Here is a 26060-nt window from a genome sequence, read left to right on the forward strand (position 1 = left end):
CAAGTGTGGCGGATTCATGGATAATGCAGGCAATTGATTTGATGGGGCCAATAAGCCCTGATACACCTGAAATTTTATCCGCCAGAACTTGTCAGAAAGCCTGATAGGTCGATTAAAGCTACTTAAACTTGTAAAAACAAGTCTTAGGTCGGAGATTTGGTCGGATTTTAGTAAAACTGCAAATATTCGCGAAAACAGGGCATTCTCTTGATAGTTTTCCGTTACCTCTTCGCTGAAGCATTCAAGTCCACTATTGCAGTGACCCTGGTGCTGATGGCCATTTTTGTTAGCCGGGAGTTTGTTTCCGTGCTTTCAGATGCCGCAGACGGGGATATTCCCGGCACCATGGTGGCCCAGATCATCGGCCTGCATCTCCCGGCATTGCTGGTTATGGTCATGCCTCTTTCTGTTTTTATTGGCATTTTGCTGGCCCATAGCCGCATGTACTCCGAACATGAAATGCCGGTATTGCATGCCTGCGGCATCTCCGAATGGTATGTGGCGCGGGTAACTCTGGTGGTGGCGCTGCTGTTTGCCTTTATTGCTGGCAACATCACCTTGTGGATGGCGCCCTGGGCAATGGAACAGCAATACCAATTACTCGAAAAAGCCCAGTCCAGCAGCGGCTTAGCTACCTTGCAAGAAGGCCGTTTCCAACTCACCGCCAACAATAAGGCCGTGGTTTTTATCGAAAACATTGACGATGGCCAGCTAGACAAGGTTTTTGTCGCGCAATTGCCCGGTGCGGGTGAACCACCGTCGGTGTTAATGGCCAAAGGTGGCGCTGTTTCTCAAAATGAGCAGGGCAATGACACCCTGGAACTGAACCAAGGCTATCGCTACCAGGGTGAAGCGGGCCAGGCGGCCCTGCAAGAGATCCACTTTGGTGACTACAGAATGCAAATTGGTGAGCAAAGCGTGCAAAAACGCCGGCGCAAGCTGGCGGCGTTACCGCTTACCGATTTACTCGGTGATAACTCAGTGGATGCCCGGGCAGAGCTGCAATGGCGGATGGCATTACCTATTGCGGTGATGTTACTGGCGCTGATTGCGGTGCCGATGGCCAAAACCGGCCCTCGCCAAGGTAAATTTGCCAAGCTGTTGCCCGCTCTTGGGCTCTTTTTAGGGTATTTGTTGCTACTGCTGGCAGGTAACCGGGCGCTACAAGATGGCAAAATTCCCATTAGTCTGGGGCTTTGGTGGATCCATGCCGCCGCGCTCTTTATTGGCATTGGCCTTATCATTCGGGGGCGCACCCTGGGGACTAAAATCCGTGGCTGGTTAAGGAGAGCGCGATGAAAATTATCGACCTCTACATCGGCCGTATTATCTTCGCCACCACCATGCTGTGTTTGGCGGTGCTGGTTGGGCTGTCTGGCCTGATTAAGTTTGTTGACCAGCTTAAGTATGTGGGTAAGGGCACCTACGATATTGCTGACGCTGGTATTTATGTATTGTTTTCGGTGCCACGGGATTTAGAGATCTTCTTCCCGATGGGGGTGCTGCTTGGCGGCTTGATTGGCCTTGGCATGATGGCCAGCAACTCCGAGCTGACGGTGATGCAAGCCTCAGGCATGTCCAAGTTCAACATCATTATTTCCACCATGAAAACCGTCTTTTTGCTGATGGTAATGGTGGTGGCATTAAGTGAATTTGTGGCGCCAGGGGCCGAGCGTTATGCCCGCGATATGCGTACCCAGGCCATGTCTGGCGGCACCTTGCTGTCGGATTCAAGCGGGCTTTGGGCCCGTGACGGCGACAAGTTTGTGCACATCCAGCAATTACTTGAAGCCAATGAACTGGGCAATATCACCATTTATCAGTTCGATGGTTTGCAGCTAAAACGACTACTGCATGCCGACCATGCTTTTTGGAAGCAAAATGCTTGGGAGCTTGAGCAGGTGAAGGAAACCTGGCTTGAAGCCAATAGTACCCGGGTGGACAGTAAACCGAGCATGCTGCTCAAATCTGACCTGACCCCCGATAAACTCGGGGTGGTAACGGTTAAACCGGAAGCCTTGTCGCTGCGCGGCTTAAGTAAGTATGTGGAGTACCTTAAGGCCAATAAACAGGACGGTTCGCGCTACCAACTGGCTTTTTGGCGCAAATTAATGGCCCCGGTTAACCTGGCGGTGATGCTGCTGCTGGCCTGTTCCTTTGTGTTTGGGCCATTGCGGTCGGTGACCATGGGCGCACGGATACTGCTGGGGATCATCGCCGGCTTTGGCTTCTTCCTGGTCAGTGAGATTTTTGGGCCCTTGAGCTTGGTTTATCATGTACCGCCCTTGGCCGGGGCAACGTTACCGGCGCTTATCTTTATCGGTTTCTCGGTTTACTTACTGCGAAAACCTGCTTAAAAAGGCGCCTGCGGGCGTCTTTTTGCTTAACGCAAGGGCCTTGTTATGCATAACACTCCGCTTCGTTTATTACTCTCCGCTTCCCACGATCCTTGGTTTAACCTGGCAGTTGAAGACACCATTTTTCGGCATATGGACCCGGCCCAAAAAGTTCTGTTCTTGTGGCAAAACGCCGAAACCGTAGTGATTGGCCGTGGCCAGAACCCTTGGAAGGAATGTAATACCCGCCGCATGGAGCAAGACGGTATTAAGCTTGCCCGGCGGCAAAGTGGCGGCGGTGCCGTATTTCATGATCTGGGTAATAGCTGCTTTACCTTTATGGCCGGCAAACCGGGTTATAACCGTGACGTGTCCACGCGCATCGTTCTAGACGCCCTGCATAAGCTTGATATTCCTGCTTACACCTCTGGCCGTAACGATCTGTTGCTCGACTTCAAAGACGGCCCTCGCAAAATATCCGGCTCTGCCTATAAAGAAACCGTGCAACGGGGCTTTCACCACGGCACTTTACTGATTAATGCCGAGCTGGACCGGCTGGGTAATTACCTGACCCCCGACCCTAAAAAATTGCAGGCTAAAGGCATCGCCTCGGTGCGATCGCGGGTGGCCAATTTGGTGGAATGGCTACCAAATCTTGACCATCAGCGCCTTTGTCAGGCGTTAAGCGCCGCCTTTTTTGATTACTTTGGTCAGCAGGTTGAAGCCGAGTGGATCTCCCCGGAAAACCCGCCAGAACTGCCTGGCTTTGCCGAACGTTTTGCGCTGCAAAGCAGCTGGGACTGGAATTTTGGCCAGGCTATGGCCTTTGATCATGAATTGTCTGAACGCTTTGCCTGGGGCGGTATCGACCTGCAGTTGAAGGTAGAAAAAGGCCGCATTAGCGAAGCGCGGCTTTTTACCGATGCACTCAACCCAGACCCATGGTTAGCCTGGGCCGAACAATTAGCCGGTGTGGCTTATCAGCACCAAGCCGTTACCAACAGCTTGGACAAGCTTGCCAGCGGCGAGCCTGAACTGCTTGCCGCCGTTGGCGATATGCATCAGTGGCTAACAGCGGCGCTGGCTTGATAGGTAAATCACCTCGGTGCCGCTGAGCCTGTCTTGAAGGCCAAGGCGGCTGGTTCCTAAAGCCAACAAGGTACCGAGCCCAAAAAGTCCAAATAGGGCTTTTAATAGCGCCTGCTTTAGTAACAGGCGCTTGCCATCCTGGCTTTGCACTTTCACATGCCATGCCTTCATGCCAAGGGTTTGCCCACCATTAAGCCAAAACCACAAAAAAAAGCTCAGCACTGCCGCACATAAATAGAGGCTATACAGCGGCTGGTCGCTAATGTAACTGGCAAGGTCAGGGTAACCGGCGGTGAGGGATGGCATAAAATGGTTAATCAGTACCAAGACTGCAAAACCGACGAAGTGCGCCAAACAGAATATGGCCACGGCCAATAAATAATCATAAATAAGCGCGGCAAGGCGCCGCCAAAAAGAGGCGCGGACTGGCGAAGAATTCATCAGTGAGATCCATGAGCTAAGCGCTTAGAATTGTAGCAAATTTCACCAATTCACAAAGACTTGCAAGGCAAGTCGAAATGCGTATAATGCCCTGCACCTGCCTGGGTGGCGAAATTGGTAGACGCAGCTGATTCAAAATCAGCCGGGTAAAACCGTGCCGGTTCGAGTCCGGCCCTAGGCACCAAATTCTTGATGACACCGTCATCCCTAAAACCTCGCTTTTGCGAGGTTTTTTGCTTTTTGTCTTTCTAAAATCCCATCTGCTACTGCTAGAAGGCGTTGCGGCCTTTCTATTTTTATTGCTGGCCTTTTGCCGGTAGTGGCGAGCGCTGAATGATGGCACCGCCAATAGATAGATAAGGGGCCTTCATTACCGCATTGAATTCAATAACATTTAATTAACTTTGCGGTATGATAAAGGTTCTTACTTGGGGGGCGTGTATGCTCAAATGGATGTTGTGTTTCAGTCTGTTGTTGTCGGCACCCGCTGTTCGCGCTGAGGTGATGCACATGGCCACCTTGGAATGGCCACCTTACGCCGGTAGCGCCTTACCGGGACAAGGCACTGTTATACAACGTGTGCGCGCCGCATTGGCCACCCAAGGTCAAAAGCTGGAAGTGACCTTTCTTCCCTGGCAGAGGGCGCTGTTGTTGGTGGACCAAGACGCCGGTTTTGTGGCTTACGGCCCGGCTTACCAGGACAGTGAGCGCAGCTTACATTTTTATACTTCGCAAGAAGTGGGTTATGGCCCCTTGGGGCTGGCTTATCGCAAAGAAAAACCCATTCATTGGCAAACCCTTGCCGATCTCCAGCAATACCGCATTGGGGTGGTACGCGACTACGTCAACACCGCCGATTTTGACCGTGCCGTTAAGGCTGGGCTGCAACCGGTAGACGAGGCCGATGCTGACCGCCAGAACCTGCTTAAATTGGCCTATGGCCGAGTCGATGGTGTGCTTATTGATTTAAAAGTGATGCAGTATTGGATGGACCATGACACACCGCTGCGCCCCTTTTTGGACCGCTTGATTGCCAGCCCTAAAGTCATTGAAAAAAAGGCGCTTTATATTAATTTTCACCGCAATGCCGAAGGCAAGCACTGGCGAGACGTGCTGAATAAAGGCCTTGAAGCGCTGCGCCTTAAAGATCAATAACGCAGCTTTTTGCTGTTAAGAAAGGCCTCGGATTCTTTAATGGCCGCGCGGATTTTCTTTTCTAACTGCCCCCACTCGGGGTCGGGTGTATAGAACGCCGTATCGACATCATGCCGTACATAGCGCGGCGGCACCTTATTGAGCACCAAACAGCAAAGGTCGGGCAGCATTGCGTCGCTGATATTGGGTTTGTGTTCGGTTAGCTCTGCTATCAGCAGTTTTTCGACCAGATTATGGATATCGTCACTGAGCTGCATGATTTTCACCTTGGTGGCGGCGGACCATTTGTTCTAGTGTAGTGCGCCCTTAATCATTAAGCTTTGTCGCTTTACGCGGAGGGTGCATGGAAATTTGTTTTGTGTTGGTAAGGCCGGCGCGGCCTGAGAATATCGGTGCAGCCACCCGAGCCATTAAAACCATGGGTTTTACCGACTTACGGGTTGTAGGATCAGAGGCGCACTTAGCCCCAAAGGCGCAGTGGGTGGCCCATGGTGCACAAGATGTGCTGGAAAACATCCAGGCTTTTCCCGATTTAGCGTCAGCCCTTAATGACTGCGAACTGGCCGTAGGCACCACCGCCCGGATGCGTAGCGGTAAACATCAGTACCTCACCCCCACACAGTTGCTGGCGCAGGCCAAACGGCAACAAGGTGCGATTAAACGCCTGGCCGTTGTGTTTGGCTGCGAAGAGTCAGGTTTGGCGAATGATGAATTGGCGCTGTGCCAGCTGCGCTCCTACCTGCCTCTTGCCCAAAGCCAGCCATCATTAAACCTCGGCCAGGCGGTAATGCTTTATGCCTATAGCTTGCAGCAGTTTGAACAGGAACAAACGGCTGACACGCCCACACAAGGTTTAATGACCACCGCGCGGGCGCAGCTGTCAGCATTATTGGATAAAGCGGCTATTGGCGCAGAAGAAGTGCCAGCTCAGTGGGCGATGGAAAGCCTCAACCAAGCTGGCGAGCGGGATTTAAAGCTGCTGCTTTTTATCCTCAAGAAGTTGCTTTGAATCGCCTTTATCGGTGCTAGGCGCTGCCGACTGTGTCGGGGTTAATGGCGCCACTTTCGGTGTGGCGTCATTGGCGGCTGGCGTTTTTACCGGTTCAGACTTGGCCGCCGGTTTTTCAGCGGGGCTGGCTTTTAGCGGCTGCTCTGTGACCGGTGGCGGTGGGGTTTTGGCGGCTGGCTTTACCGGCGCTGGCGGTATCTTTGGCTGCTCACCAGGTTGCAGCAGGGCAAAAAGACGTTTCGCAATTTCAGTGTTGTCCATAAAGCCCGCGAAGTGGTCCTTATCAACCCCCTCGGCAAAAATGGGCACATCAATGGCAGTGTTACCAGGTGTGGACCAAGCGGTCAGGCTGCGCTTATCAATCAGGTTTTTAATGGCAGCCACCAGTGCTTGCTGGCTGTCACTCAAGGCACTCATTAGGGTGTCGGTTTCGTCTTTTGACGGTGTAAAACCCAACAAGCTGGGCAAGGCGGTAGCCGGTTTAGAGGCTTGCGCCAGTTGGCTGGCAATAAAGTTGGGGGAGTGGGGGATTTTGCGTAAGAAGTCGGCCCGCCATTGGTATTTACCGGCTGCCCCTAACGATAAACCGCCGGTGGAGTGATCGGCGGTAACCACCACCAAGGTATCATCACGGCCATCGGCATAGGATTTTGCCCAACTGACCGCTTTAGCGAAATCAGCAACCTCGTGCATTGCAGTCACAATGTCGTTGCCATGGCCAGCCCAGTCTATTTGGCTGCCATCCACCAGCAGTACAAAGCCTTTTGGATTTTGGTCCAAAAGCTGCACTGCTTTGGCCGTCATGGCTGCCAGCCTTGGGCCTTGGGTGTCGTCAATGGCGCTTGGCAGGCCGGTATCGGCGAAAAGGCCCAAAGCTGGCCCTTTGGTCAGTGCGGCAAGGCCCGCGGCGTCACTGACAAACTGATAACCCGCCGCTTGAAATTCTTTTTCTAAATCCCGGTCTGGACGTTTGAAATATTGCGCGCCACCACCAAACATCACATCGGCGCGAAAGTTGCCATCGATGCGGTCGTCAAAGTAGGCATCGGCAATGGCGTTATAGTTTGAGCGGCTTTCGTTATGCACTAAAAAGGCGGCGGGCACGGCATCGTTAATGGATGAGGTAACGGCAATGCCGGTGCTTTTTCCTAAGCGTTTCGCAACATCCATGACGGAAGATAACGCCACTTTTTGGCGGTCGACTGCAATGCCACCGTTATAGGTTTTGTGGCCGGTAGCAATGGCGGTAGCCGCGGCGGCGGTGTCGGTCACTATGGTGTCGGGGTCATCCGGGTAGGTACTGACCATGCCGGTTAGCATTTCGTCAAACACGGTTTTTTCAATGGCCGGTGTGGTGGGGTCATCGGCAAAATAACGGTAGGCAGAGGTATAGGCCGGGCCCATGCCATCACCAATCATAATGATGATGTTGCGAGGCTCTTTAGCCAGCAAGGGCGCGCTTAATAATGCCAGCGTTAGCGCAATGAAATAACGCATCTTTTTTTCTCATAGATGTTTTAAGCGGTCAGTCTATCAGGAACTTAGCCCGGTAGGCGAAGCGACTGAGGATATGGGAAAAAATCCTCCATCAAACCCTTTTTGGCATTTTCCTGGGCTTTTAGCCAGAAGGCAGGGCTAAAGAGTTCAGAAAACTCCTGGCCAAGCACCTGGGCGGCATCTTTACGGGCACAAAGAAAGTGGCGAAACTCTTCGGGAAACACATCTCCTTCGTTGACCGGGTACCAGGGTTCGGCGCTTAGCATATCCTGGTCATACTGGGCCTTTGGTATGGCTCTGAAGTTCACCTCGGACAAAGGGCATAATTCGTCGTAGTCATAGAAAATTACCCGGCCGTGGCGGGTTACGCCAAAATTTTTAAACAGCATATCGCCCGGGAAAATGCCGGCGGTGGCAATGTCTTTTAAGGCCTGGCCATATTCGCGCAAAATGGCTTCACTGCGCTCGGGCTGGTTATTAAGCGCGATATTCATCGGTGTCATGCGCCTTTCGGTAAAGCAATGGCTCAGGTGCAGCATGTCGCCTTCAATACGGGCCCTTTGGCTGCAGGTGCCGAGCAGTGCTTGCAAAGGCTCGGCGTCAAAATGCGCCAGCGGCAGCCGTAAATCGATAAATTCCTGGGTATCGGCCATGCGGCCAACGCGGTCATGGCGCTGCACTAGGTGGTAGCGCTCTATCACCTGTTGGGCGCTGACCTTTTTAGAGTCGCCAAATTGGTCACGGATCACTTTAAATACCAGGTCTTGCCCTTCGAGGGTAAAGACCATCATCACCAGCCCGGCAATGCCAGGTGCGGTAATAAAGCGGCCCTTTTTGGCCAAGGCATCTTCAAGCTCGGTAACCAACAAGCTTTTGCCATGCTTGTAATAACCCAAGGCGTTGTAAAGCTCTGAAGCAGGCTTTTGTGGCATTAGAGCCTGTAAAAACGCTACTTGTGCCGAAGGCGCCGGGCTAAGGCTTAAAAAGTCAGAACGGGCAAAACCAAACAGCACCGAAATGTGGTCTCGCTGCAGCAACAGCGCATCCATTTTTAACTTGCCGTTGCGATTTAAAAAGGCTATGGCGAAGGGAATTGCCAATTGGTCGGTGTTAAGACGCCCTAATAGGTAGCAACCTTTGTTGCGGTACAAAGGCTCGGTAAGAATGTCCAGGTGCAGTGGGTAATCATGGCTGGCTATTGCCGGTTTAAGTGCTTGTGCCAGTTTGGTGGCTTGGTTAGCCACATAGGCCAGAGGCATGGGCAGGTTGGCGCTTTCCAATACCTGCTGCATCAGCACGCTGAGGTCGTCCTGCATCGGCAGGCGCAGGTAAGGCGGCAAGGTATGCGGTGCTAACTCGCGGCCATTAAAGGGGCGGGGCTGTGCTGGTTGTAAGCGGGCATGTACCGAGTTGAAAAAGGTCAGCGCCAGTTCCCTGGCCGGGTGGTTAGCAAGCTCTTGGATAAAATCGACTTTTAGTGACGGCCAGTCCAGCAGACTGCCATTAAGACTGGCGACCAATTCTCTTACCACATCATCGTGGCGTTCGAACCGAGCACGGCTTAACTGCTGCAAGCCCGGCCAGTCGGCGGCTTGGAAACAACGGCTGGCTTGGTTAGTTAAATACAAAAAATCTTGCCAGTAGGCGCGAAAACTGTGGCTTAAGGGATTCATGCGCATCCTTTACTTGCACCGGTGACTTGCCTTGGGCAGCATGTGCGCCACAACGACAAAGGAGCCGAACCATGAGTAAGCAGTGGGCCGACATTATTGGTGGTGAAAAGCAAAAGCCTTATTTCCAGGCGGTCATGTCCAGAGTACAGGCAGCCAGGGACAGCGGCCAAGTGATCTATCCCCCAAAAGAAGATGTCTTTAATGCCTTTCGTTTTACCGAGTTCGACAAGGTAAAAGTGGTGATGTTAGGGCAAGACCCCTACCACGGCGCAGGCCAGGCTCATGGCCTTTGTTTTTCGGTGAAAGAGGGTGTGCCACCACCGCCTTCTTTAAAGAACATGTTCAAGGAATTAGCCAACGATATTCCCGGTTATCAGCTGCCAGATAATGGTAATTTGGAGCTGTGGGCACGCCAAGGGGTGTTGCTGCTCAATACCGTTTTAACGGTGCAAGAGGCCAATGCCCATTCCCATGCCGGTTGGGGTTGGGAAACCTTCACCGATGCCGTTATTGCTGCCCTTAACGAGCATCGCCAAGGGGTGGTGTTTTTGTTGTGGGGAAGCCATGCCCAGAAGAAAGGTGCGATGATCGACCGCCAGCGCCACCACGTGTTAACCGCGCCACATCCCTCACCTTTGTCAGCACATCGCGGCTTTTTGGGTTGCCGTCATTTCTCGCAGACCAATGCCATTTTAATGCGCCAAGGCCTTGAGCCCATTGATTGGCAGAGCTAGTTGCCACCACTGATTGCCCCGATTTGTTGCGCGTTGCGGCATGGCTTGTTGTCGGCAACTATCCTTAAAGGAGCTGTGTGGAGGATGGGCCTATGTTGGAACTGCTGCGTCAGGACCATGCTCGTATTCGCCGTCTGCTGGCGCTATTGGACAGTAAGTCGGCGGCAATACGGGCAGGTCAGGAAGTCCATTACGATGTACTCAAGGATGTGCTGGACTATTTAAATCACTATGTGGATGGTGTTCATCACAAAGAGGAAGACGAACTGTTAGCTAAGCTGGGTAATAGCGGCTTGGTGTTGTCGCTGCAAAAGCAACATCAGCAGTTGGAAAGGGCGACACAAAGCCTGGCTCAGCGAGTGGACATGGTGCTGCACGATGCCATAGTCCCTTTTGATGAAATGTTGATTGCCCTGGAAGACTTTGTGTTTGAGCAACGCGCACACCTAGTCTTTGAAGAAGAAAACCTTTTTCCGCTACTTGAGCAGCAACTGAATGACCAAGACTGGTTGCAGCTTCAGAAGCAGTTGGAGGAAAAAGCGGCAAAGGACCCATTGTTTGGTGCCGAGGTCAGTACCGACTACAGCGCGCTTTGGGACAAGCTCAAGGAAGAAGAAGAGGAATAAATAAAAGCCCGGCCAATGGCCGGGCTTTTGCTATGCGGTATGTGACTTAGAGCTCAATCCCTTCCAGTGAGTGTTCACTGTTCCAGTCAATCTCTTCGAGCTCACGCTTTAAACGGTACCTTTCTTTAAGGTCTTCAATTTCGCGCCAGCATCGCTTTTTATTGCTTGAGCGAGCTTTGCTGGAATCGCGTTTCCCACCGGTAAGAGCCAATTGTAGATCTTGAATATCTTCCATGGAAACTCCCGTTGTTAGGCGTTGTTGTCACCCAATTAATTACCACGTGAAGCTCGAAAGTAAAGCATCTTTGTTGCACTTGTGTTATGCGTCACCTTTTTTTGCATTCAAGGCTCGAAAACGTGCGATTAAGCCATTTGTGGAGCTGTCTAAATCCAAAGCTGCATCGGTGTTTTCAATACGTTCAAGCACGGCATTGCCTAGCACTTTACCCAGTTCTACACCCCATTGGTCAAAGGAGTTAATGTCCCAAAAAACACCTTGAACCAATACCTTATGCTCATAAAGAGCAATCAGTGCCCCTAAGGTTTTAGGGGTTAGCTTGTCCATCAGCAAGGTGTTGGATGGCCGGTTACCCGGCATGACTTTGTGTGGTGCCAACGATGCAATTTGCTGGTCAGTTAAGCCGCTTTTAGCCAGCTCTTGCTTGGCTTTATCGAGGCTTTTGCCTTCCATTAGTGCCTGACTTTGCGCAAAGCAGTTTGATGCCAGCATGGCATGGTGCCGGCCCAAGGCATAATGGCTGGTTAGCGGCAAGATAAAGTCGGCTGGAATAAGCTGCTTGCCCTGATGCAGGAGTTGATGAAACGCATGTTGGCCGTTGGTGCCTTCGGCGCCCCAGATCACCGGGCCGGTCAGGTGCTGAGCGCTGTCCCCATCACGATGACTGCCCTTACCGTTTGACTCCATATCCAACTGCTGAACATAACCGGGCAGGGCACGCATACCATGGTCATAAGGCAGCAATACATGGGAGGTGGCACCGTGATAATTGATGTAGCTGATCCCAATCAGTGCCAGCAGCATCGGCATATTGGCTTTTAAAGGGGCGGTTTTAAAATGCAAGTCCATGTCTTTTGCCCCGGCCAGCAGCTCGATAAACGCTGGCATGCCCACGGCCAAGGCGATGGGCAAGCCAATGGCTGACCACAACGAATAGCGGCCGCCAACCCAGTCCCACATGGGAAAGCAATTGCCAGCAGCAATACCAAAAGCTTGTGCTTTGGCCACATTGGCGGTGACGGCAACAAAGTGCTTGGCCAAGTCTTCAAAACGGGCTCCTGCGGCTTGTAACCAATCACGGGCGCTTTCGCTGTTAGTCAGGGTTTCCTGGGTGCCAAAAGACTTGGAGGCGGTGATAAACAAGGTGGTTTCAGGGTTTAACTTGCCAAGCTTGTCGGCCAGGGCAGCGCCATCAATATTGGCAACGAAATGCACGTTAACGTTGTTTAGCCAATAGGGTTTGAGTGCTTCAGTAACAATTTTCGGCCCTAAAAAAGAGCCGCCAATGCCGATACTGACAACATCAGTAATGGCTTTGCCGGTAAAACCGTGCCAGTTACCGCCGTGCAGCTGGCTAACAAAATCATCCATGCGGGCCAGGGTTTGGGCCACTTCCTGATTGACCTGTTGGCCTTCGGCAATCACAGCGTCATCGGTGCTGCCACGTAACGCTACATGCAGCACCGCCCGGCCCTCGGTGTGGTTGATGGCCTTGCCGGCGAACATCTCTTCGATACGGTCTGTTAAATGGGCTTCATCTGCCAGCTTTGCAAAAAGCGCTAAGGTTGCATCGGTCAGGTGATTTTTACTGTAATCGAGCGTCAGGCCGGCTGCGCTTAGGCAAAATCGCTCTGCTCGTGCCGGGTCGGCGGCGAACAAGCTTTTTAAGTCGGGAAGAGCACTAAGATGCGCACTTAAGGCGGCATTGGATGGGAAACGTGTCAATCCAGTCATAGCTTCCTCTAAAAATAATAAAGGGGGACTTGCCCCCCTGTTTCATAGTTTTTCTAACAATAACTTCTCGAGCTTGAGTTGGTCTTCGGCAAATTTCCTGATGCCGTCAGCTAACTTTTCTACCGCCATGGCGTCACTGTTGTGCTGCCAGCGGTACTCGGCCTCGGTTAGGGGCGCTGGTTTGGGCTGTGAGGCCTGGTTGGCAGTGAGCTTGGCTGTCACCGGTGCGTCACTGGCCTTAAGCTCTGCCAACAGCGCCGGGCCAATTGTCAGGCGGTCGCAGCCAGCCAGCGCTAAGATCTCACCGACATTACGGAACGAGGCACCCATCACAACCGTGGGGTAACCGTGGGTTTTGAAGTAGTCGTAGATGCGGGTTACCGATACCACCCCCGGATCATCCTCGGCACCGTACTCTTTACCGGTATTGGCTTTGTACCAGTCAAGGATGCGGCCAACGAAGGGGGAGATCAAATACACACCGGCTTCGGCGCAAGCCCTGGCTTGGGCAAAGGAGAATAATAAGGTGAGGTTACAGTTAATCCCCTCTTTTTCAAGAATTTCTGCGGCGCGAATGCCTTCCCAGGTGGCGGCAATTTTAATCAGGATCCGCTCGGTGCCGACCCCGGCTTCTTTATAGAGTGCAACCAGCTTTCTGGCTTTATCGATGGTTGCTTGGGTATCGAAGGATAACCGGGCATCAACTTCGGTGGAAACGCGGCCCGGCACAATGTCCAAGATCGCCACACCAAAATTCACAGCCAGTTTGTCCATGGCGTTTTCTACTTGGCTCTTGGCATCAGAGCTTTGCGCCTTGGCCCAGGTCAGGGCATCGTTCACCAGAACCTGATACTCTGGCAACGAAGCAGCCTTGAGGATCAATGACGGGTTCGTTGTCGCATCCTGAGGCTGATATTGACGAATTGCGTCAATTTCCCCGGTATCTGCCACTATGGTGGTTAGAGCACTGAGCTGGTCAAGTTGATTGGACATACTTCCCTCTGTCTTGGAATGTCTGAAAATTTCTTACAAACGCTGGTTCACGGCAACTGGAAAAATCAGCTTAGCTAGGGTAATAGAGAATTTCAGTGAATAAAAAGAGCGAAAACGCTTTCTTGTCAGACTGGTCGGATGAGAGCAAATGAAATCGAGCAACACCAACTTCTTTATGCGGGTTTGGCAGGGAGATATTACCCGGCTGCCCGTAGATGCCATTGTGAATGCTGCTAACCCTACCTTATTGGGTGGCGGCGGTGTCGATGGTGCCATTCACCAAGCCGCAGGCCCCGAGCTGAAACAATATTGTGCCGGCCTTGGTGGCTGCGAAACCGGCCAAGCTAAATTAACGCCGGGCTTTAATCTTGCTGCGCAGTATCTGCTACATACCGTTGGGCCCGTTTGGCACGGCGGTAATCAAGGCGAAGCGGCACTGTTAGCGAGTTGCTATCGTAACAGCCTTTTGCTGGCAGACCAGGAAGGGATTGTCAGTATTGCCTTTCCTGCCATTAGTTGTGGTGTTTATGGTTATCCCCCAGAGCAAGCCAGTGACATTGCGGTAGCAAGCCTATATAAGGCCCTGAATGATTGCTTGCTCAACAAGCAAATCTGGCTGGTTGGTTTTGACCAAAAACAGGCGCAAATCTGGCAATACAGCCTGGACCGCTTTAGAGAGCCTGCCTAAGGCTGTTCATACCCCCCAAAATTCCCCTGCAAAACCCCCAATTCGTCGCTGGATAGAAAACGTTTGCGATTTTTTCTTTCCAGCGACCCCAAGCAATAAAACTGTCACATACCTTTGACAATATGCCCGTCGTTCGCCGAAAGGTTTTTTATTTAGTGTGTTGACACTTTTTTGGGGTAAGAAAATGAACTTTGCTAAGTCTGCTGTTGCTGCATCTTTGTTGATGGGCCTGGCTGGCCACGCTGCCGCCGCCACCGATGACCTTGTAAACATCTACGGTAAAATTAACGTAGACGTTCAAAATTCCGACACGGGTGAGTCTAAAACAGAAGTGAAAAGCAATGCTTCTCGCTTTGGTGTAAAGGGCAGTGCTGACCTGACCGATGGCCTGGAAGCCATTTACCAGATGGAATGGGAAGTCAACGTCACTGACGAAGATGCATCCAAAAGCTCTACCGATAACATCAAAGCGCGTAACCAGTTCGTGGGCCTGCGTGGTGGCTTTGGTACTGCCTTGGTTGGCCGTAACGACACTATGCTCAAGCAGTCCCAAGGTGGTGTTGACCAGTTCAACGACCTGCAAGGTGACTTGAAAACCCTGTTTAAAGGCGACAACCGTCTGGGCGATTCTTTCACCTACGAAACACCGACCTTCGGTGGCCTGTTCAAAATGGGCGTGTCTTACATCACTGAAGACAACACCTCACAGCGTGAAAAAAGTGACGGTGACTACAGCGACGGCGTCTCTGTTGCCGCCATGCTGGGTGATTCCCACCTGAAAAAAACCAGCTACTACGCCTCAGTTGCTTATGACGACGACGTTGCTGGCTACAACACCCTGCGTGCTTCTGCCCAAGCCAAATTTGGCGCTTTCATCCTGGGCGGTATGTATCAAAAAGGTGAAAATTCTGGTGACACCAGCCTCGATTACGATGGCTTCTTGGTCAGCGGTGCTTACGTGATTGATAAAATCACCCTGAAGCTGCAATACCAAGACTCTGATCTGCATGATTTGGGCGCCACTAACTACAAAAACGCCACTTCAGCCGGTATTGACTACAAACTGGGTAACACCACCAAGGTTTACGCCTTCTACACCAAGTTCGCTGCTATTGACGGTGAAGACGACGGCAACTACCTGGCACTGGGTATTGAGCAAAAATTCTAAGCCCGCCATACGTAAAAAAGGGAGGCTTAGCCTCCCTTTTTTGTTGGCACAGGCCTGATGGCCGTTATGCCTTTCTCATTTATTTTGCTGGCGGTGAACCTGGTGATTTGAAGAAAAATGCAAGTGTTTGCTAACTTCTATTTTTCTATAAATATCAGTTTATTAATTTTAAAAGGCTGTTCTTTCTCGGTCTTTGGGTCATAAAACTGTCACAATGATTCACAATAATGTCAGCCGATTGCAATGAACAGAGATCATGCCCATGGCAAGACGTGTATTGATAGTTGAAGACGAAGCTCCCATCCGGGAAATGCTGGCCTTTATTCTCGATCAGAACGGCTATCAGCCTGTTGAAGCCGAAGATCTGGCCATGGCTCAAGCCAAGCTGCAAGAGCCGTTTCCTGACTTGGTATTACTCGACTGGATGCTGCCAGGTGGTTCTGGTCTGCAAATGGCGAAAACCATGAAGCAGAATGAATACACGCGGCAAATTCCCATCATTATGATCACCGCCCGTGGTGAAGAAGAAGACAAAGTTCGGGGCCTGGAAGTGGGAGCCGACGACTACATCACCAAGCCGTTCTCACCCAAAGAATTGATGGCCCGTATCAAAGCGGTGATGCGCCGCACTTCGCCGACCAACGTTGATGACGTTATCGACGTGCAAGGGCTGCGTCTGGACCCTGTATCACACCGCGTTACCGCTAATGAAGAGTCGGTCGATATGGGCCCTACCGAGTTTAAGCTGCTGCACTTTTTTATGACCCACCCCGAGCGGGTTTATAGCCGTGAACAGCTTTTGGACAACGTTTGGGGCACCAATGTCTATGTGGAAGATCGCACCGTTGATGTGCATATCCGCCGCTTACGCAAAGCCCTGGAAAGCTATGGCCACGACCGCTTGGTACAAACCGTGCGCGGCGCCGGCTACCGTTTTTCCAACCGAGTCTGATTAATGCATCACTTTTCTTGGTGGCGTCTGGGCTGGAGCCTGCTGTTATACGGCGCCATATTAGCGGTTGTAGGTGTGGTAGTGGGTGCGCCGCTGCTGGTGTTGTTGGCGGGCGCCTTGGGGCTGGTTTGCTGGCACTATTGGCAGCTTTACCTGTTGGTTCGCTGGCTCTGGAATGGCCGGCAATTTACGCCACCAAGAGGCAGCGGTACCTGGCAATTTGCTTTTGACGGCGTCTACTTTTTGCAGCGCAAAAACCTTAAGCGCCGTAAAGAGCTTGGGAAATTGCTTAAGCGTTTTCGTGAAGGCACCGAAGCATTGCCCGATGCGGTGGTGGTGATCAACGAAGAGCGCGATATCGTTTGGTGTAACAAGCTGGCCACCACCATGCTGGGGTTTCGCTGGCCAGACGACCACGGCCAGCGTATCGACAACCTGCTGCGCCGCCCGGAATTTCTGGCCTATATCAAAAAGCAGCAATTCCAAGAACCCTTGATCATTCCATCGCCGGTGTTACCTATGGCCAGCGTGGAAATTCGCGTTATTCCCTATACCGCCAACGAAACGCTGATGGTGGCGCGTGACGTTACCCGCTTGCAGCAACTGGAACAGATGCGCCGCGACTTTGTGGCCAATGTTTCCCATGAGCTGCGCACACCGCTTACGGTGCTGCGGGGCTATTTGGAAATGATCGGTGAAGATCCCCGCCTTGAACAAGGCCCCTGGGGCAAACCACATAAGATGATGACCGACCAAGTAGGCCGTATGTATAGCTTGGTTGAGCAGTTGTTGGCACTGTCGCGCCTGGAAGCGCGCGGTGAACCGGAGTCTCTTAAAGACGTAGATGTACCGGCATTAATGCGCAAGTTAGAGTCCGACAGCGGCGCGCTTAACAGTGACAAACAGCATCAGATCCATTTTGATATTGCGCCATTGCATATGCGTGGTGACAGCGAACAAATGATGTCGGCGTTTGCCAACTTGGTGGCCAACGCCATTCATTACACACCGGCGGGCGGCACCATCGAGGTCAGCTGGAAAAAACTCGCGGATGGCCGGGCTAAGTTTGCCGTCAGCGACACCGGCGACGGCATCGCCCCGGAGCATATTTTGCGCATTACCGAACGTTTTTATCGGGTAGACAAGGCGCGCAGCCGCAACACCGGCGGTTCAGGGCTGGGGCTGTCTATCGTTAAGCACGTTCTGAGCCGCCACCGCTCCAAGTTAGAGATCACATCCCGCCTGGGTAAGGGCAGTACTTTTTCCTTTGTGATCCCGAAAGAGTTGTTGGTTAACGATGTATTGAGCGCCAGCAATCAGTAACCTTACTGTCATATCGCTAGGCAATACTGCCTTTAGGCGCGGCAAGCTGTTTTGGAGTAAAGAATGAAAGTAACGCAACGGGCAGGCTTAGTGGGCATATTGGCCCTGGCAGCGATTGCGTTACCGGCCTTGGCCAGGGTTGATAGCAACTTGCCCGAATACCATAAAACCACCGGTATTTCCGGCAGTCTGTCGTCGGTGGGGTCTGACACCTTGGCCAATTTAATGACCTTTTGGGGAGAGGAATTTCAGCGCCAATACCCCAACGTCAATATTCAAATTCAGGCCGCCGGTTCGTCTACGGCGCCACCGGCTTTAACCGAAGGTACTGCCCAGCTTGGCCCGATGAGCCGTGCCATGAAAGACGGTGAAATTGATGCCTTTGAAAAGCGCTATGGTTATAAACCCACCCGGGTACGCGTAGCCATTGATGCGCTGGCGGTTTACGTCAATAAAGACAACCCCATTAAAGGCCTGACCATGGAGCAGGTTGACGGCATTTTTTCATCTACCTTGCGCTGCGGTGAGCAAAGCATCGCCAACTGGGGGCAGCTGGGCCTGAAAGGTGACTGGGCCGCCCGCGATATACAGCTTTACGGCCGTAACTCGGTATCGGGCACCTACGGCTACTTTAAAGAAAATGCCCTTTGTAAGGGCGATTTTAAAAAGACCGTTAACGAACAGCCCGGCTCCGCGTCGGTGGTGCAGTCGGTGAGCACCTCGCTCAATAGCATCGGCTATTCCGGCATTGGCTATAAAACCTCAGGGGTGCGCACTGTACCCTTGTCTCGTGACGGCGGTAAAACCTACATTGATGCCACCCCTGAAAACACCTTGGACGGCGCCTATCCGTTGTCGCGTTTTCTCTATATCTATATCAACAAAGCGCCGGATCAACCGGTTGACCCGATGCAGGCTGAATTTATCAAAATGGTGCTGTCGCGCCTTGGCCAGCGAGTGGTAGAAAAAGACGGTTATGTGCCGCTGCCGGCCAGTGTGGCCAACGTCGAGTTAGCCAAGCTCGGCCTTAGTTGGCGTTAAACCAGCGGCTTAACAGCGCCTCGTCAATCGCCAGTGAAAAACGGCTGTTCAGCAATTCATGGTATTGCGCCAGGCTGTTAACTGGCTTTTCACTGCGTTTACCTAACTGGGTTTTAATCAGTGTTTTATCGCTTAAGGTAACGCGGCCATTGCTGGTTGCCATTGAGCAAATCGCTTTTTGCGTAAAGTGTGACCGGGGTGAATGCTGGTGCCAGTGAGCCATCTGGCTAAAGGCGCTGAGTGGCTGTGCGGTTTCGTCAAAGCGAAGCTGCGGCGTTTGGTCTTGATAAAGTGTCCAGCGGCCCGCCGCGGCTTTTAATAGATAGTGGTGGCCGTTGTCTCGCTGCTTATCCGTGTTAATAGCGAGTGGTTTTAAGAAACTGTCGCCAAAGCCAACGTCGGCAATAACTGGCCCTTGCGGTAGCGCTACCTTTAATAGCATGTGGTCAAAGTTGGGGCCAAATCTGTCGTCACTAAACACCTGGGCTTGCAGCAGCGTGACGTTAAAACCTTCCGTTTTTAACAGGCAATAAAACCCATAGTTAAGCTCATAGCAAAAGCCGCCCCGGCCTTTTTCCAGGAGCTTTTTGAGTATGGCTTGTCGCTCAAGGCTGATAGCAATGCCAAGGGCAATGTCGAGGTTCTCAAATGGCAAGCAATGAAGGTGCGCAAGCTGCAAAGCATTGAGCCGGGTAAGCGACGGCGTGTGACTTGCCGCCATCTTTAACCGGGTTAAATAACGCTGATATTGCCGGGGAGTCAGCATCCGTATCAAAGTCAGTAAGCGGTAGCGTTAGGGTAACCAACTGCGGCTTAGGGCGTTGTTACAAATCGGCTTCGGCAACCGCCCTGCATTCACACAATAGGCGGCGCTATTCCAATGCCTCGATTTGTAATTGCCAGCCCGCCTGGGCCTGGTATTGCATTTCTTGCTGCAGATCGGCCGCAACCAGTTCGTGGCGTTTTAACCAAAGGGCAGGGCAGCCTAGAACCAGTGCGGTGTCGGTGAGGCCTAAGGTCAGTGCTGGCAAGCGCAGGTTTTGCCGGCGGCGGTGTAATAACACCGCCAACCTTAAGATGCGCACCAGTAAGGTGGCATCCGCTTCGTTGATATTGTTAAAGCGTGGCAGGTGAAATTGCTTAAGGCTTTTTCTGGAAAACCGCACCAAGGTCGCCAGCAACAGCTGCTGGTCTTGGTTAAAACCTATCAGGTCACTGTTTTCAAGAATGTAGGCCGAGTGGCGCTGAACGCCATGAAAGTTAATCTGCAGCCCCACTTCATGGAGCTCGGCCGCCCAACCTAACAGCGCTTCAAACTCCAGGTCTTTTCCTAGCTGCCGGTAAAGCCGGGTGGCTTTACCGCGCACCCGCATCGCCTGGGCTCTATCAACATGATATTGGGCGGCGAGGGCTTGGGCGGTTCTGTCCCTTGGGTCCTGGTGATGATGGCCCGGTGCCATTTGAAACATTAAGCCTTCGCGCAAGGCGGCATCCGAAAAAACCAGTTCGCTAATATCCAGCGCTTTAAAGGCGGCAATTAATATGGCTAGCCCGGCCGGGAAAACCTGGGCGCGTTCATCATTAACATCATTGAGTTTGAGCTTGTTGGTGTCTGCGGCTTGCAGGCAGTGCTTACGCAGGGCTTTGAGCTTTTTAAGGTTAATGCTGGTTTGTTCAGGCCACTTACCTTGAATGGCAGACAGTACCGCCTTCACGGTGCCCGAGCAGCCAATGGCCTGCTGCCAGCCTTCGTCCTTGTAGCTTTGCTCGATGGTCTCCAGCTCTTGCGCGGCGGCGGTCTCGGCTTTGTTAAAGGCCGATTCGCTAATTTTGCCTTCATTAAAAAAGCGTTGCTGGTAACTGACACAACCCATCCCCAGGCTTGCCAAGCGCCGCGTTTCCATGCCGCGGCCAATGATAAATTCGGTGGAACCGCCACCAATATCAATCACCAAACGGCTGTCGCTGCCGGGTTGGGTATGGGCAACGCCTTGGTAGATAAGCCGCGCTTCTTCAGCGCCGGAAATGACTTCAATCGGATAGGGGTAAACGGCTTTGGCGGCCTTGAGAAAAGCGTCGCCATTGGCCGCGCGGCGCAGCGTGTAAGTGGCAACGGTGCGCACCCGGCTTGCCGGAATAGGGCCGATGATCTCGCGAAATTTAGCCAGGCAGTCAAGGCCCCTGGCCATGGCGGCATCGGTTAGCTCGTAGCCTTCACTGAGGCCTTCGGCGAGGCGTACTCGCTCTTTGGCTTTGTTCAAAATACGAAAGGCACCTTCCAAGTGGCTGGCTTTTAACAAATGGAAGGAGTTCGACCCTAAATCCACACATACCAGCGGCACTTCTTGCTCTTCGGTCAACGGTTATCCCCTGTTTCAATCCTTTTCAGGTACTCGTAAATGGCTACCTGTGATTGCAGTTTACGGCGGTTACCACGCCGCACGTAGTGGTTTTGTTGGTCGCTATCAATAACCCGGGCCTTGGTGGTGTCACGAAAATGCAGCGCTATCATGTCGAGAATACGGCCCTTAAGCACAGGGTCAAGAATGGGCGTGCCTACTTCCACCCGGTGGTCGAGGTTGCGGGTCATTAAATCGGCTGAGCTGATAAACACCAAATCTTGGCCATTGCCATGAAACACCAGCACCCGCGGGTGTTCTAAAAAGCGGCCAACAATACTGATGGCTTGAATGTTTTCCGAAAGCCCCTCAATGCCCGGGCGCAAAGAGCACATGCCACGAATGATCAGCCTGACCTTTACCCCGCTTTGACTGGCGTGATAGAGGCGGTGCTCGATTTCTTTATCAACCAGGTTGTTGATTTTGAAGGTGATGGCCGCAGGTAAGCCTTTTTTGGCGTTATCGATTTCCTGGTCGATAAGTGCCAGCAAGCGGCGGCGGGCATTCACGGGTGATACCAGTAAGTGATTAAATTTAAAGCGCTTATAAGAGTTAATAATGAAGTCGAAGACGTTTTCAGCTTCCAGGGTTAGCTCGGGGTGGGTGGTGAACAAGCTGTAGTCGGTGTAGATTTTGGCGGTTTTTTCATGGAAGTTGCCGGTGCCGAAATGGGCGTAGCGTTTCAGTTCGCCATTTTCTTCACGGCCAACCACACAGAGCTTGCAGTGCACCTTTAAGCTAGGAATACCAAAGGCGACCCGAATGCCCGCTTCGGTCATTTTTCTGGCCCACTCAATATTGGCAGCTTCGTCAAAGCGGGCCCGCAGCTCAACCACGGCCAACACTTGCTTGCCGTTATTCACCGCATCAATCAGTGACTGCACGATGCGCGAATTCTTGGCCAAGCGGTAAAAGTTAATTTTGATGGTTTTCACTTTGGGGTCAAAAGCGGCTTGGCGAACAAATTCGGTGAAATGGCGGAATTTGTAATAGGGGTAATAAACCAAAATATCGCCAGCACTGATGGCATCAAAGGCGGTGTCGTGTTTAAAAAACGCTTGGCTACTTAACGGCGGCAGCTTGTCGTATTCCAAGTACTTGCGGCCAACGTTGGGAAAGCCCATGAAATCTTTAAAATTATGGTAGCGCCCGCCCGGTACCATGGCGTCGAGGTTCGAAATGCCCAGTTCCTTGACCAGCATATCGAGCATCGGTTGCGGCATTTCCCGGTCATACACCAACCGCACTGGCTCGGCAGTTAAGCGCTGTTTAAGGCCAAGGCTGGTTTGCTCGAGCAAGCTTAAGGAAATTTCGTCTTCTAACTCGTAGTCAGCATCGCGGGTCATTTTCATCGAATAGGCCGCTAAGCTGTCGAACTCAAAAAAGCCCCTAAATACTTGCGTTAGGCAAAGCCTGATCGTGTTGTCCAATAAGATCAGTGTTTTGCGTTGGCGCGGGCTGTCGTCTGGCACTTTCACAAAGCGCGGTACCGAGGTGGCGGGCACTTCTACCATGGCGTATTGGATGTGCTCGTCTTTTTTGATTTCCACCACCAGATAGGTGGCGTCGTCTTTGAGGCTGACCACCAAATCCACGCCCTTTTGAATAATGATGGGGGCGACGTGGCGCAGTATTTTTTGCTGGAAGTAGTCATCAACCCAGGCTTTTTGGGTGTCGGTTAGCTGCTTTTCGTTAACCAAGACGATGTGGTAGCGCGCCAATGCCAGCATGCAGTCGTGGTACAGCTCGTCAAAACGGCTTTGCAGAGCCATCACTTTTTGCTGAATTTTCGCCAGCAGTACCAGGGCGTCTGGATCTTGGCCGGTTTCTTCGTGGTAGAGCGCCCGGCGGCGCACGTCAGCCACCCGTACCCGGAAAAACTCGTCCATGTTGTTGGAGTAGATCCCCAAAAAGCGGATCCGCTCGATAATGGGAACCGAGGTATCGGCGGCTTCTTGTAACACCCGTTCATTGAACGAAAGCCAGGACAGTTCTTTTTCGAAAAAGGGGACAACGGCGCTCATCAACGGCAAATCCATGAAAGTTGGTGACAGCCCGCATTCTAGAGGTCCCTTGGGCTGTTTATATGACGGTTATGTGACAGTTGGCTCATCCAACTCCAGCATCCAGTCGTCGCCACAGGCTTCCAGGCGAACCTGAATTTCATCCAGCGACACGCCGTTGGGCACGCGCAACTTGGCTTTGGCGATAAAGAGCTCGCCGTAGTTGTGGGCAGGGCGGCATTTGGTGGTCATCTCTTCAATATTGACCCCAAGCGTCGCTAAGGTGCTGGTGAGCTCATGGACAATACCGGTGCGGTCGTTAGCCATAAGGCTGAGGTCGCAGTCTCTGCAATCAATATGCTCGGCAGTGAGTGGGCCGCCTTCGGCAATGCGAATGTCTAAGTCTTCCAGGTCGCGGATGGCGGCAGAAAAGGCGGTAAAATGTTCGTCGGGGATCTTTATATCGACAATGCCCGCAAAGCGCCCCGCTAAATGAGCCAGGCTGGCGCCAAACCAGCTGCCTTGATGTTCAAATACCAAGCGGGACAATTTTTCAACGATCCCTGGCTTGTCAGGGCCAAAAACACACAATGCCAAGTGTCGCATAAAGTATCCTTATGTTACTGTTATAGAAAGAATTAGCAGCTGCTGTCGGCTCTGTAAAGTCAGTGGGCTGTAATGCAACTGTCATAAAACTTCAATATAATCGCCTGCTTAACTTTTCCCCGAGGTCGTCATGTCGCAAGCGCATTCCATGCACTTGGCCGCTAACCGTAAGCGTCTTATTAAAGACCGCCTGGCCAAGTATGGTGTGACCTTGGGGGGCATTTTTGTGCTGGCCGCCTTATTACTGATCTTCTTTTATCTGCTGTATGTGATTTTGCCGCTCTTTAAGGGCGCACAAATGTCCCGCCTGGCCAGTTGGCCGTTAACCGGCGCTAAGACCCTGGCGTTAGGTGTAGATGAACAAAATACCTTGGGCTACCGCCTCACGGCCGACGGCCAGTTACAGTATTTTGCTGTTAAAGGCCCCACAGCCGGTAAGGAAACCGAGCATTTTGCTTTGTCTGGGCCGGTGACCAGCTTTGCGGCCAGCCTGCCAGTACAACAAAGCTATGCCCTTGCCAGTGGTGGTGGTGAGGTCTGGGTGGTCAAAGCCAGTTTTAACGTGCGTTATAGCGATAATACTCGGACGATTAGCGGCCAGCCGCGTTATCCCCTGGGCCCCGCGCCCATTAGCGTCGTGCCAAACGGCCAACACATTACGGCGCTCGCGTTTGAATACAACAATCAAGGTGCGGTGATCCTGGCCAGCAGCAATACCGGCCAATTGTGGCTAACACGGCTTGATGCCAAAGAAAACTTCCTCACTGGCCAAAAACAGTGGCAACAAGCTCGCCATGAAATCAACACCCAAGGCAAGCACTTCACCATGCTGCGGGTAAACCCCAATCTTCGCCAGTTCTATGCGTTTACTGCGCATCAGCTGGCGGTTTTTGATATTGGCGACCCGGCGCATGGCCACATCACACAGGTGCTGCAGCTGTCTAATGCCAGCGACCCAGTAACGGCGGTCAGCTTTTTATCGGGGGCAAATTCCATTTTGACCGGCACTGCCCAAGGCAAAATTAGCCAGTGGTTTGAAGTGGTGGGCCAGCCCAAACGCCATTTTGCGCATATTCGCGACTTTACTCTTGGTCAGCCGGTAGCGGCTATTAGCAGCGAATTTAACCGTAAAGGTTTCGTGGCCTCGGGCAGTGGCGGCAAGCTGGCGATGTTTTATGCCACCTCAGACCGCTTGCTGCTGCAACAAAAACTGCCCCAGCATGCCACCGAAATGGCCTACTCCCCCCGCGCCAATGGTTTATTGCTCTGTGACGGGAAAACGCTGCAGTTTTATAAAGTGGCCAACGCCCACCCTGAAGTCAGTTGGAAGGCGCTGTGGGAGAAGGTCTGGTACGAAGGTTATAAGGCGCCAGACTATGTGTGGCAGTCTAGCTCCGCTGCCGATGATTTTGAGTCCAAACTCAGCTTGGCGCCGCTGGCTTTTGGTACCTTAAAGGCGGCCTTTTACGCGATGCTGTTTGCCACGCCGCTGGCTTTGGCGGGCGCCATTTATACCGCGTATTTCATGTCGCCTGGCATGCGCCGTTTTATTAAGCCCACCGTTGAAATCATGGAAGCGCTGCCCACCGTTATTCTTGGCTTTTTAGCCGGGCTTTGGCTGGCACCGCTGATTGAAGAAAACCTGCCCGGTATTGTGGCGTTGGTGTTGGTGTTACCGCTGACCATGCTGGCCATGGCGGCGCTGTGGCATAAGCTGCCGCATAGCGTGCGCGACCGGGTGCCAGAGGGGTGGCATGCACTGATTTTGGTGCCGCCATTGGTATTGATGGGCTATTTGGCGATGGCCATGAGCCCGCTAATGGAACAGTGGTTCTTTGGCGGCGATACCCGCCTTTATGTTACCCACGTGCTGGGCATTAACTTTGACCAACGTAACGCCTTGGTTGTGGGCATTGCCATGGGGTTTGCGGTGATCCCTACCATTTTTACCATCGCCGAAGATGCGGTGTTTTCGGTGCCAAAGCATTTGACTCAAGGCTCTTTAGCCCTGGGAGCTACCCGCTGGCAGACCTTGACGCGAGTTATCTTGTTAACAGCGAGCCCGGGCATTTTTTCGGCGGTGATGATGGGGCTTGGCCGCGCCGTTGGTGAAACCATGATAGTACTGATGGCCACCGGTAATACGCCGGTGATGAGCTGGAACATTTTTGAAGGCATGCGCACCTTGTCAGCCAATATCGCGGTAGAAATGGCCGAGTCTGAAGTGGGCAGTTCCCATTATCGGGTGCTCTTTTTGGCGGCCTTTGTGCTTTTTGTGTTTACCTTTTTGTTCAACACCGTGGCCGAGTTTATCCGCCAGCGGCTGCGTGAACGTTATCGCGCCCTGTAACCGGA

The 26060-nt window shown here is 52.4% G+C and carries 24 protein-coding genes and 1 tRNA gene; 14 read left to right on the forward strand and 11 right to left on the reverse strand.

What is annotated here, in order from left to right; translation table 11 throughout:
- Positions 1-207: 207 nt before the first annotated feature.
- The 3 genes from lptF to lplA are packed head-to-tail and all read left to right on the forward strand — an operon-like array spanning position 208 to position 3425.
- Positions 208-1299, forward strand: a complete 1092-nt coding sequence (gene lptF, locus DW350_RS04230; protein WP_115717676.1) for an LPS export ABC transporter permease LptF — start codon at positions 208-210, stop codon at positions 1297-1299.
- A complete protein-coding gene (gene lptG, locus DW350_RS04235) occupies positions 1296-2357 on the forward strand; it encodes an LPS export ABC transporter permease LptG (protein WP_115717677.1) in 1062 nt (353 codons plus the stop codon). Before lptF ends, lptG begins: the two co-directional genes overlap by 4 nt.
- Positions 2358-2402: 45 nt before the next feature.
- Entirely contained in the window at positions 2403-3425 is a 1023-nt protein-coding gene (lplA, locus tag DW350_RS04240; RefSeq protein ID WP_115717678.1) for a lipoate--protein ligase, read from the forward strand.
- Here lplA and DW350_RS04245 read toward each other — a convergent pair.
- Positions 3405-3866: an RDD family protein gene (locus tag DW350_RS04245; protein WP_115717679.1), complete on the reverse strand. Its 462-nt coding sequence runs from the start codon at positions 3864-3866 to the stop codon at positions 3405-3407. The genes lplA and DW350_RS04245 overlap by 21 nt on opposite strands.
- A 99-nt stretch (positions 3867-3965) precedes the next feature.
- On the opposite strand from DW350_RS04245, the gene DW350_RS04250 reads away from it, so the two are divergent.
- A tRNA-Leu gene (locus tag DW350_RS04250) sits at positions 3966-4050 on the forward strand.
- 257 nt (positions 4051-4307) lie between these two features.
- Positions 4308-5021 carry a substrate-binding periplasmic protein gene (locus tag DW350_RS04255; RefSeq protein ID WP_192954801.1) on the forward strand — a complete coding sequence of 238 codons (714 nt, stop codon included), beginning with the start codon at positions 4308-4310 and terminating at the stop codon, positions 5019-5021.
- Here DW350_RS04255 and DW350_RS04260 read toward each other — a convergent pair.
- A complete protein-coding gene (locus tag DW350_RS04260; RefSeq protein ID WP_115717681.1) occupies positions 5015-5278 on the reverse strand; it encodes a late competence development ComFB family protein in 264 nt (87 codons plus the stop codon). The genes DW350_RS04255 and DW350_RS04260 overlap by 7 nt on opposite strands.
- An 86-nt stretch (positions 5279-5364) precedes the next feature.
- Between DW350_RS04260 and DW350_RS04265 the strand changes: the two genes are divergently transcribed.
- Positions 5365-6030, forward strand: coding sequence for a tRNA/rRNA methyltransferase (locus tag DW350_RS04265; RefSeq protein ID WP_115717682.1), 666 nt, complete (start codon positions 5365-5367; stop codon positions 6028-6030).
- Here DW350_RS04265 and DW350_RS04270 read toward each other — a convergent pair.
- Both DW350_RS04270 and aceK read right to left on the reverse strand, forming a co-directional pair.
- Positions 5992-7527, reverse strand: coding sequence for an alkaline phosphatase (locus tag DW350_RS04270; RefSeq protein WP_115717683.1), 1536 nt, complete (start codon positions 7525-7527; stop codon positions 5992-5994). The two genes, DW350_RS04265 and DW350_RS04270, sit on opposite strands and share 39 nt — an antisense overlap.
- A 44-nt stretch (positions 7528-7571) precedes the next feature.
- A complete protein-coding gene (aceK, locus tag DW350_RS04275) occupies positions 7572-9200 on the reverse strand; it encodes a bifunctional isocitrate dehydrogenase kinase/phosphatase (protein ID WP_192954802.1) in 1629 nt (542 codons plus the stop codon).
- Positions 9201-9271: 71 nt separating this feature from the next.
- Between aceK and ung the strand changes: the two genes are divergently transcribed.
- Positions 9272-9934 (forward strand): uracil-DNA glycosylase, encoded by a 663-nt coding sequence (gene ung / locus DW350_RS04280; RefSeq protein WP_115717685.1) that lies wholly within the window; start codon positions 9272-9274, stop codon positions 9932-9934.
- A 92-nt stretch (positions 9935-10026) separates the two neighbouring features.
- On the forward strand, positions 10027-10560 hold the full coding sequence (locus DW350_RS04285) for a hemerythrin domain-containing protein (protein WP_115717686.1): 534 nt from the start codon (positions 10027-10029) through the stop codon (positions 10558-10560).
- 46 nt (positions 10561-10606) lie between these two features.
- Here DW350_RS04285 and DW350_RS04290 read toward each other — a convergent pair whose 3' ends face one another.
- The 3 genes from DW350_RS04290 to tal form a co-directional block, all read right to left on the reverse strand.
- Positions 10607-10795, reverse strand: coding sequence for a DUF3545 family protein (locus DW350_RS04290; RefSeq protein ID WP_115717687.1), 189 nt, complete (start codon positions 10793-10795; stop codon positions 10607-10609).
- 84 nt (positions 10796-10879) lie between these two features.
- Positions 10880-12532, reverse strand: coding sequence for a glucose-6-phosphate isomerase (gene pgi / locus DW350_RS04295; RefSeq protein WP_115717688.1), 1653 nt, complete (start codon positions 12530-12532; stop codon positions 10880-10882).
- Positions 12533-12574: 42 nt separating this feature from the next.
- Complete coding sequence (gene tal, locus DW350_RS04300; RefSeq protein ID WP_115717689.1) at positions 12575-13525, reverse strand: transaldolase; 951 nt, start codon at positions 13523-13525, stop codon at positions 12575-12577.
- Positions 13526-13673: 148 nt separating this feature from the next.
- Here tal and DW350_RS04305 point away from each other — a divergent pair, with 148 nt between their 5' ends.
- The 5 genes from DW350_RS04305 to DW350_RS04325 all read left to right on the forward strand — a co-directional run bounded on the left by DW350_RS04305 (position 13674) and on the right by DW350_RS04325 (position 18697).
- The gene (locus tag DW350_RS04305) at positions 13674-14213 is read left to right on the forward strand and encodes an O-acetyl-ADP-ribose deacetylase (RefSeq protein WP_115717690.1); all 540 of its coding nucleotides are present in this window, start codon (positions 13674-13676) and stop codon (positions 14211-14213) included.
- A 184-nt stretch (positions 14214-14397) separates the two neighbouring features.
- Positions 14398-15381 carry a porin gene (locus DW350_RS04310; RefSeq protein ID WP_115717691.1) on the forward strand — a complete coding sequence of 328 codons (984 nt, stop codon included), beginning with the start codon at positions 14398-14400 and terminating at the stop codon, positions 15379-15381.
- Positions 15382-15643: 262 nt separating this feature from the next.
- On the forward strand, positions 15644-16333 hold the full coding sequence (gene phoB / locus DW350_RS04315) for a phosphate regulon transcriptional regulator PhoB (protein WP_115720562.1): 690 nt from the start codon (positions 15644-15646) through the stop codon (positions 16331-16333).
- A 3-nt stretch (positions 16334-16336) separates the two neighbouring features.
- Complete coding sequence (phoR, locus tag DW350_RS04320) at positions 16337-17656, forward strand: phosphate regulon sensor histidine kinase PhoR (protein ID WP_115717692.1); 1320 nt, start codon at positions 16337-16339, stop codon at positions 17654-17656.
- Positions 17657-17719: 63 nt separating this feature from the next.
- Positions 17720-18697, forward strand: a complete 978-nt coding sequence (locus DW350_RS04325) for a PstS family phosphate ABC transporter substrate-binding protein (protein ID WP_115717693.1) — start codon at positions 17720-17722, stop codon at positions 18695-18697.
- On the opposite strand, the gene DW350_RS04330 is transcribed toward DW350_RS04325, so the two are convergent.
- The 4 genes from DW350_RS04330 to DW350_RS04345 form a co-directional block, all read right to left on the reverse strand.
- Positions 18684-19463 carry an arylamine N-acetyltransferase family protein gene (locus DW350_RS04330; protein WP_115717694.1) on the reverse strand — a complete coding sequence of 260 codons (780 nt, stop codon included), beginning with the start codon at positions 19461-19463 and terminating at the stop codon, positions 18684-18686. The genes DW350_RS04325 and DW350_RS04330 overlap by 14 nt on opposite strands.
- A 106-nt stretch (positions 19464-19569) precedes the next feature.
- Positions 19570-21057 carry an exopolyphosphatase gene (gene ppx / locus DW350_RS04335; RefSeq protein WP_115717695.1) on the reverse strand — a complete coding sequence of 496 codons (1488 nt, stop codon included), beginning with the start codon at positions 21055-21057 and terminating at the stop codon, positions 19570-19572.
- Entirely contained in the window at positions 21054-23120 is a 2067-nt protein-coding gene (gene ppk1, locus DW350_RS04340; RefSeq protein ID WP_115720563.1) for a polyphosphate kinase 1, read from the reverse strand. The genes ppx and ppk1 overlap by 4 nt, the downstream gene beginning before the upstream one ends.
- A 69-nt stretch (positions 23121-23189) precedes the next feature.
- Positions 23190-23705, reverse strand: coding sequence for a glycine cleavage system transcriptional repressor (locus tag DW350_RS04345; protein WP_115717696.1), 516 nt, complete (start codon positions 23703-23705; stop codon positions 23190-23192).
- Between the two features lie 130 nt (positions 23706-23835).
- Here DW350_RS04345 and DW350_RS04350 point away from each other — a divergent pair, with 130 nt between their 5' ends.
- Positions 23836-26055, forward strand: a complete 2220-nt coding sequence (locus DW350_RS04350; protein WP_115717697.1) for an ABC transporter permease subunit — start codon at positions 23836-23838, stop codon at positions 26053-26055.
- Positions 26056-26060 lie beyond the last annotated feature (5 nt).

This window comes from Gallaecimonas mangrovi, assembly GCF_003367375.1.
Lineage (GTDB): Bacteria > Pseudomonadota > Gammaproteobacteria > Enterobacterales > Gallaecimonadaceae > Gallaecimonas > Gallaecimonas mangrovi.

Excerpts from the sequence above, each read along its gene's own strand:
- lptG (WP_115717677.1), top strand. The coding sequence starts at position 1,296 with ATGAAAATTATCGACCTCTACATCGGCCGTATTATCTTCGCCACCACC.
- lplA (WP_115717678.1), top strand. The coding sequence starts at position 2,403 with ATGCATAACACTCCGCTTCGTTTATTACTCTCCGCTTCCCACGATCCT.
- DW350_RS04245 (WP_115717679.1), bottom strand. The coding sequence starts at position 3,866 with ATGAATTCTTCGCCAGTCCGCGCCTCTTTTTGGCGGCGCCTTGCCGCG.
- DW350_RS04255 (WP_192954801.1), top strand. The coding sequence starts at position 4,308 with ATGCTCAAATGGATGTTGTGTTTCAGTCTGTTGTTGTCGGCACCCGCT.
- DW350_RS04260 (WP_115717681.1), bottom strand. The coding sequence starts at position 5,278 with ATGCAGCTCAGTGACGATATCCATAATCTGGTCGAAAAACTGCTGATA.
- DW350_RS04265 (WP_115717682.1), top strand. The coding sequence starts at position 5,365 with ATGGAAATTTGTTTTGTGTTGGTAAGGCCGGCGCGGCCTGAGAATATC.
- DW350_RS04270 (WP_115717683.1), bottom strand. The coding sequence starts at position 7,527 with ATGCGTTATTTCATTGCGCTAACGCTGGCATTATTAAGCGCGCCCTTG.
- aceK (WP_192954802.1), bottom strand. The coding sequence starts at position 9,200 with ATGAATCCCTTAAGCCACAGTTTTCGCGCCTACTGGCAAGATTTTTTG.
- ung (WP_115717685.1), top strand. The coding sequence starts at position 9,272 with ATGAGTAAGCAGTGGGCCGACATTATTGGTGGTGAAAAGCAAAAGCCT.
- DW350_RS04285 (WP_115717686.1), top strand. The coding sequence starts at position 10,027 with ATGTTGGAACTGCTGCGTCAGGACCATGCTCGTATTCGCCGTCTGCTG.
- DW350_RS04290 (WP_115717687.1), bottom strand. The coding sequence starts at position 10,795 with ATGGAAGATATTCAAGATCTACAATTGGCTCTTACCGGTGGGAAACGC.
- pgi (WP_115717688.1), bottom strand. The coding sequence starts at position 12,532 with ATGACTGGATTGACACGTTTCCCATCCAATGCCGCCTTAAGTGCGCAT.
- tal (WP_115717689.1), bottom strand. The coding sequence starts at position 13,525 with ATGTCCAATCAACTTGACCAGCTCAGTGCTCTAACCACCATAGTGGCA.
- DW350_RS04305 (WP_115717690.1), top strand. The coding sequence starts at position 13,674 with ATGAAATCGAGCAACACCAACTTCTTTATGCGGGTTTGGCAGGGAGAT.
- DW350_RS04310 (WP_115717691.1), top strand. The coding sequence starts at position 14,398 with ATGAACTTTGCTAAGTCTGCTGTTGCTGCATCTTTGTTGATGGGCCTG.
- phoB (WP_115720562.1), top strand. The coding sequence starts at position 15,644 with ATGGCAAGACGTGTATTGATAGTTGAAGACGAAGCTCCCATCCGGGAA.
- phoR (WP_115717692.1), top strand. The coding sequence starts at position 16,337 with ATGCATCACTTTTCTTGGTGGCGTCTGGGCTGGAGCCTGCTGTTATAC.
- DW350_RS04325 (WP_115717693.1), top strand. The coding sequence starts at position 17,720 with ATGAAAGTAACGCAACGGGCAGGCTTAGTGGGCATATTGGCCCTGGCA.
- DW350_RS04330 (WP_115717694.1), bottom strand. The coding sequence starts at position 19,463 with ATGCTGACTCCCCGGCAATATCAGCGTTATTTAACCCGGTTAAAGATG.
- ppk1 (WP_115720563.1), bottom strand. The coding sequence starts at position 23,120 with ATGAGCGCCGTTGTCCCCTTTTTCGAAAAAGAACTGTCCTGGCTTTCG.
- DW350_RS04345 (WP_115717696.1), bottom strand. The coding sequence starts at position 23,705 with ATGCGACACTTGGCATTGTGTGTTTTTGGCCCTGACAAGCCAGGGATC.
- DW350_RS04350 (WP_115717697.1), top strand. The coding sequence starts at position 23,836 with ATGTCGCAAGCGCATTCCATGCACTTGGCCGCTAACCGTAAGCGTCTT.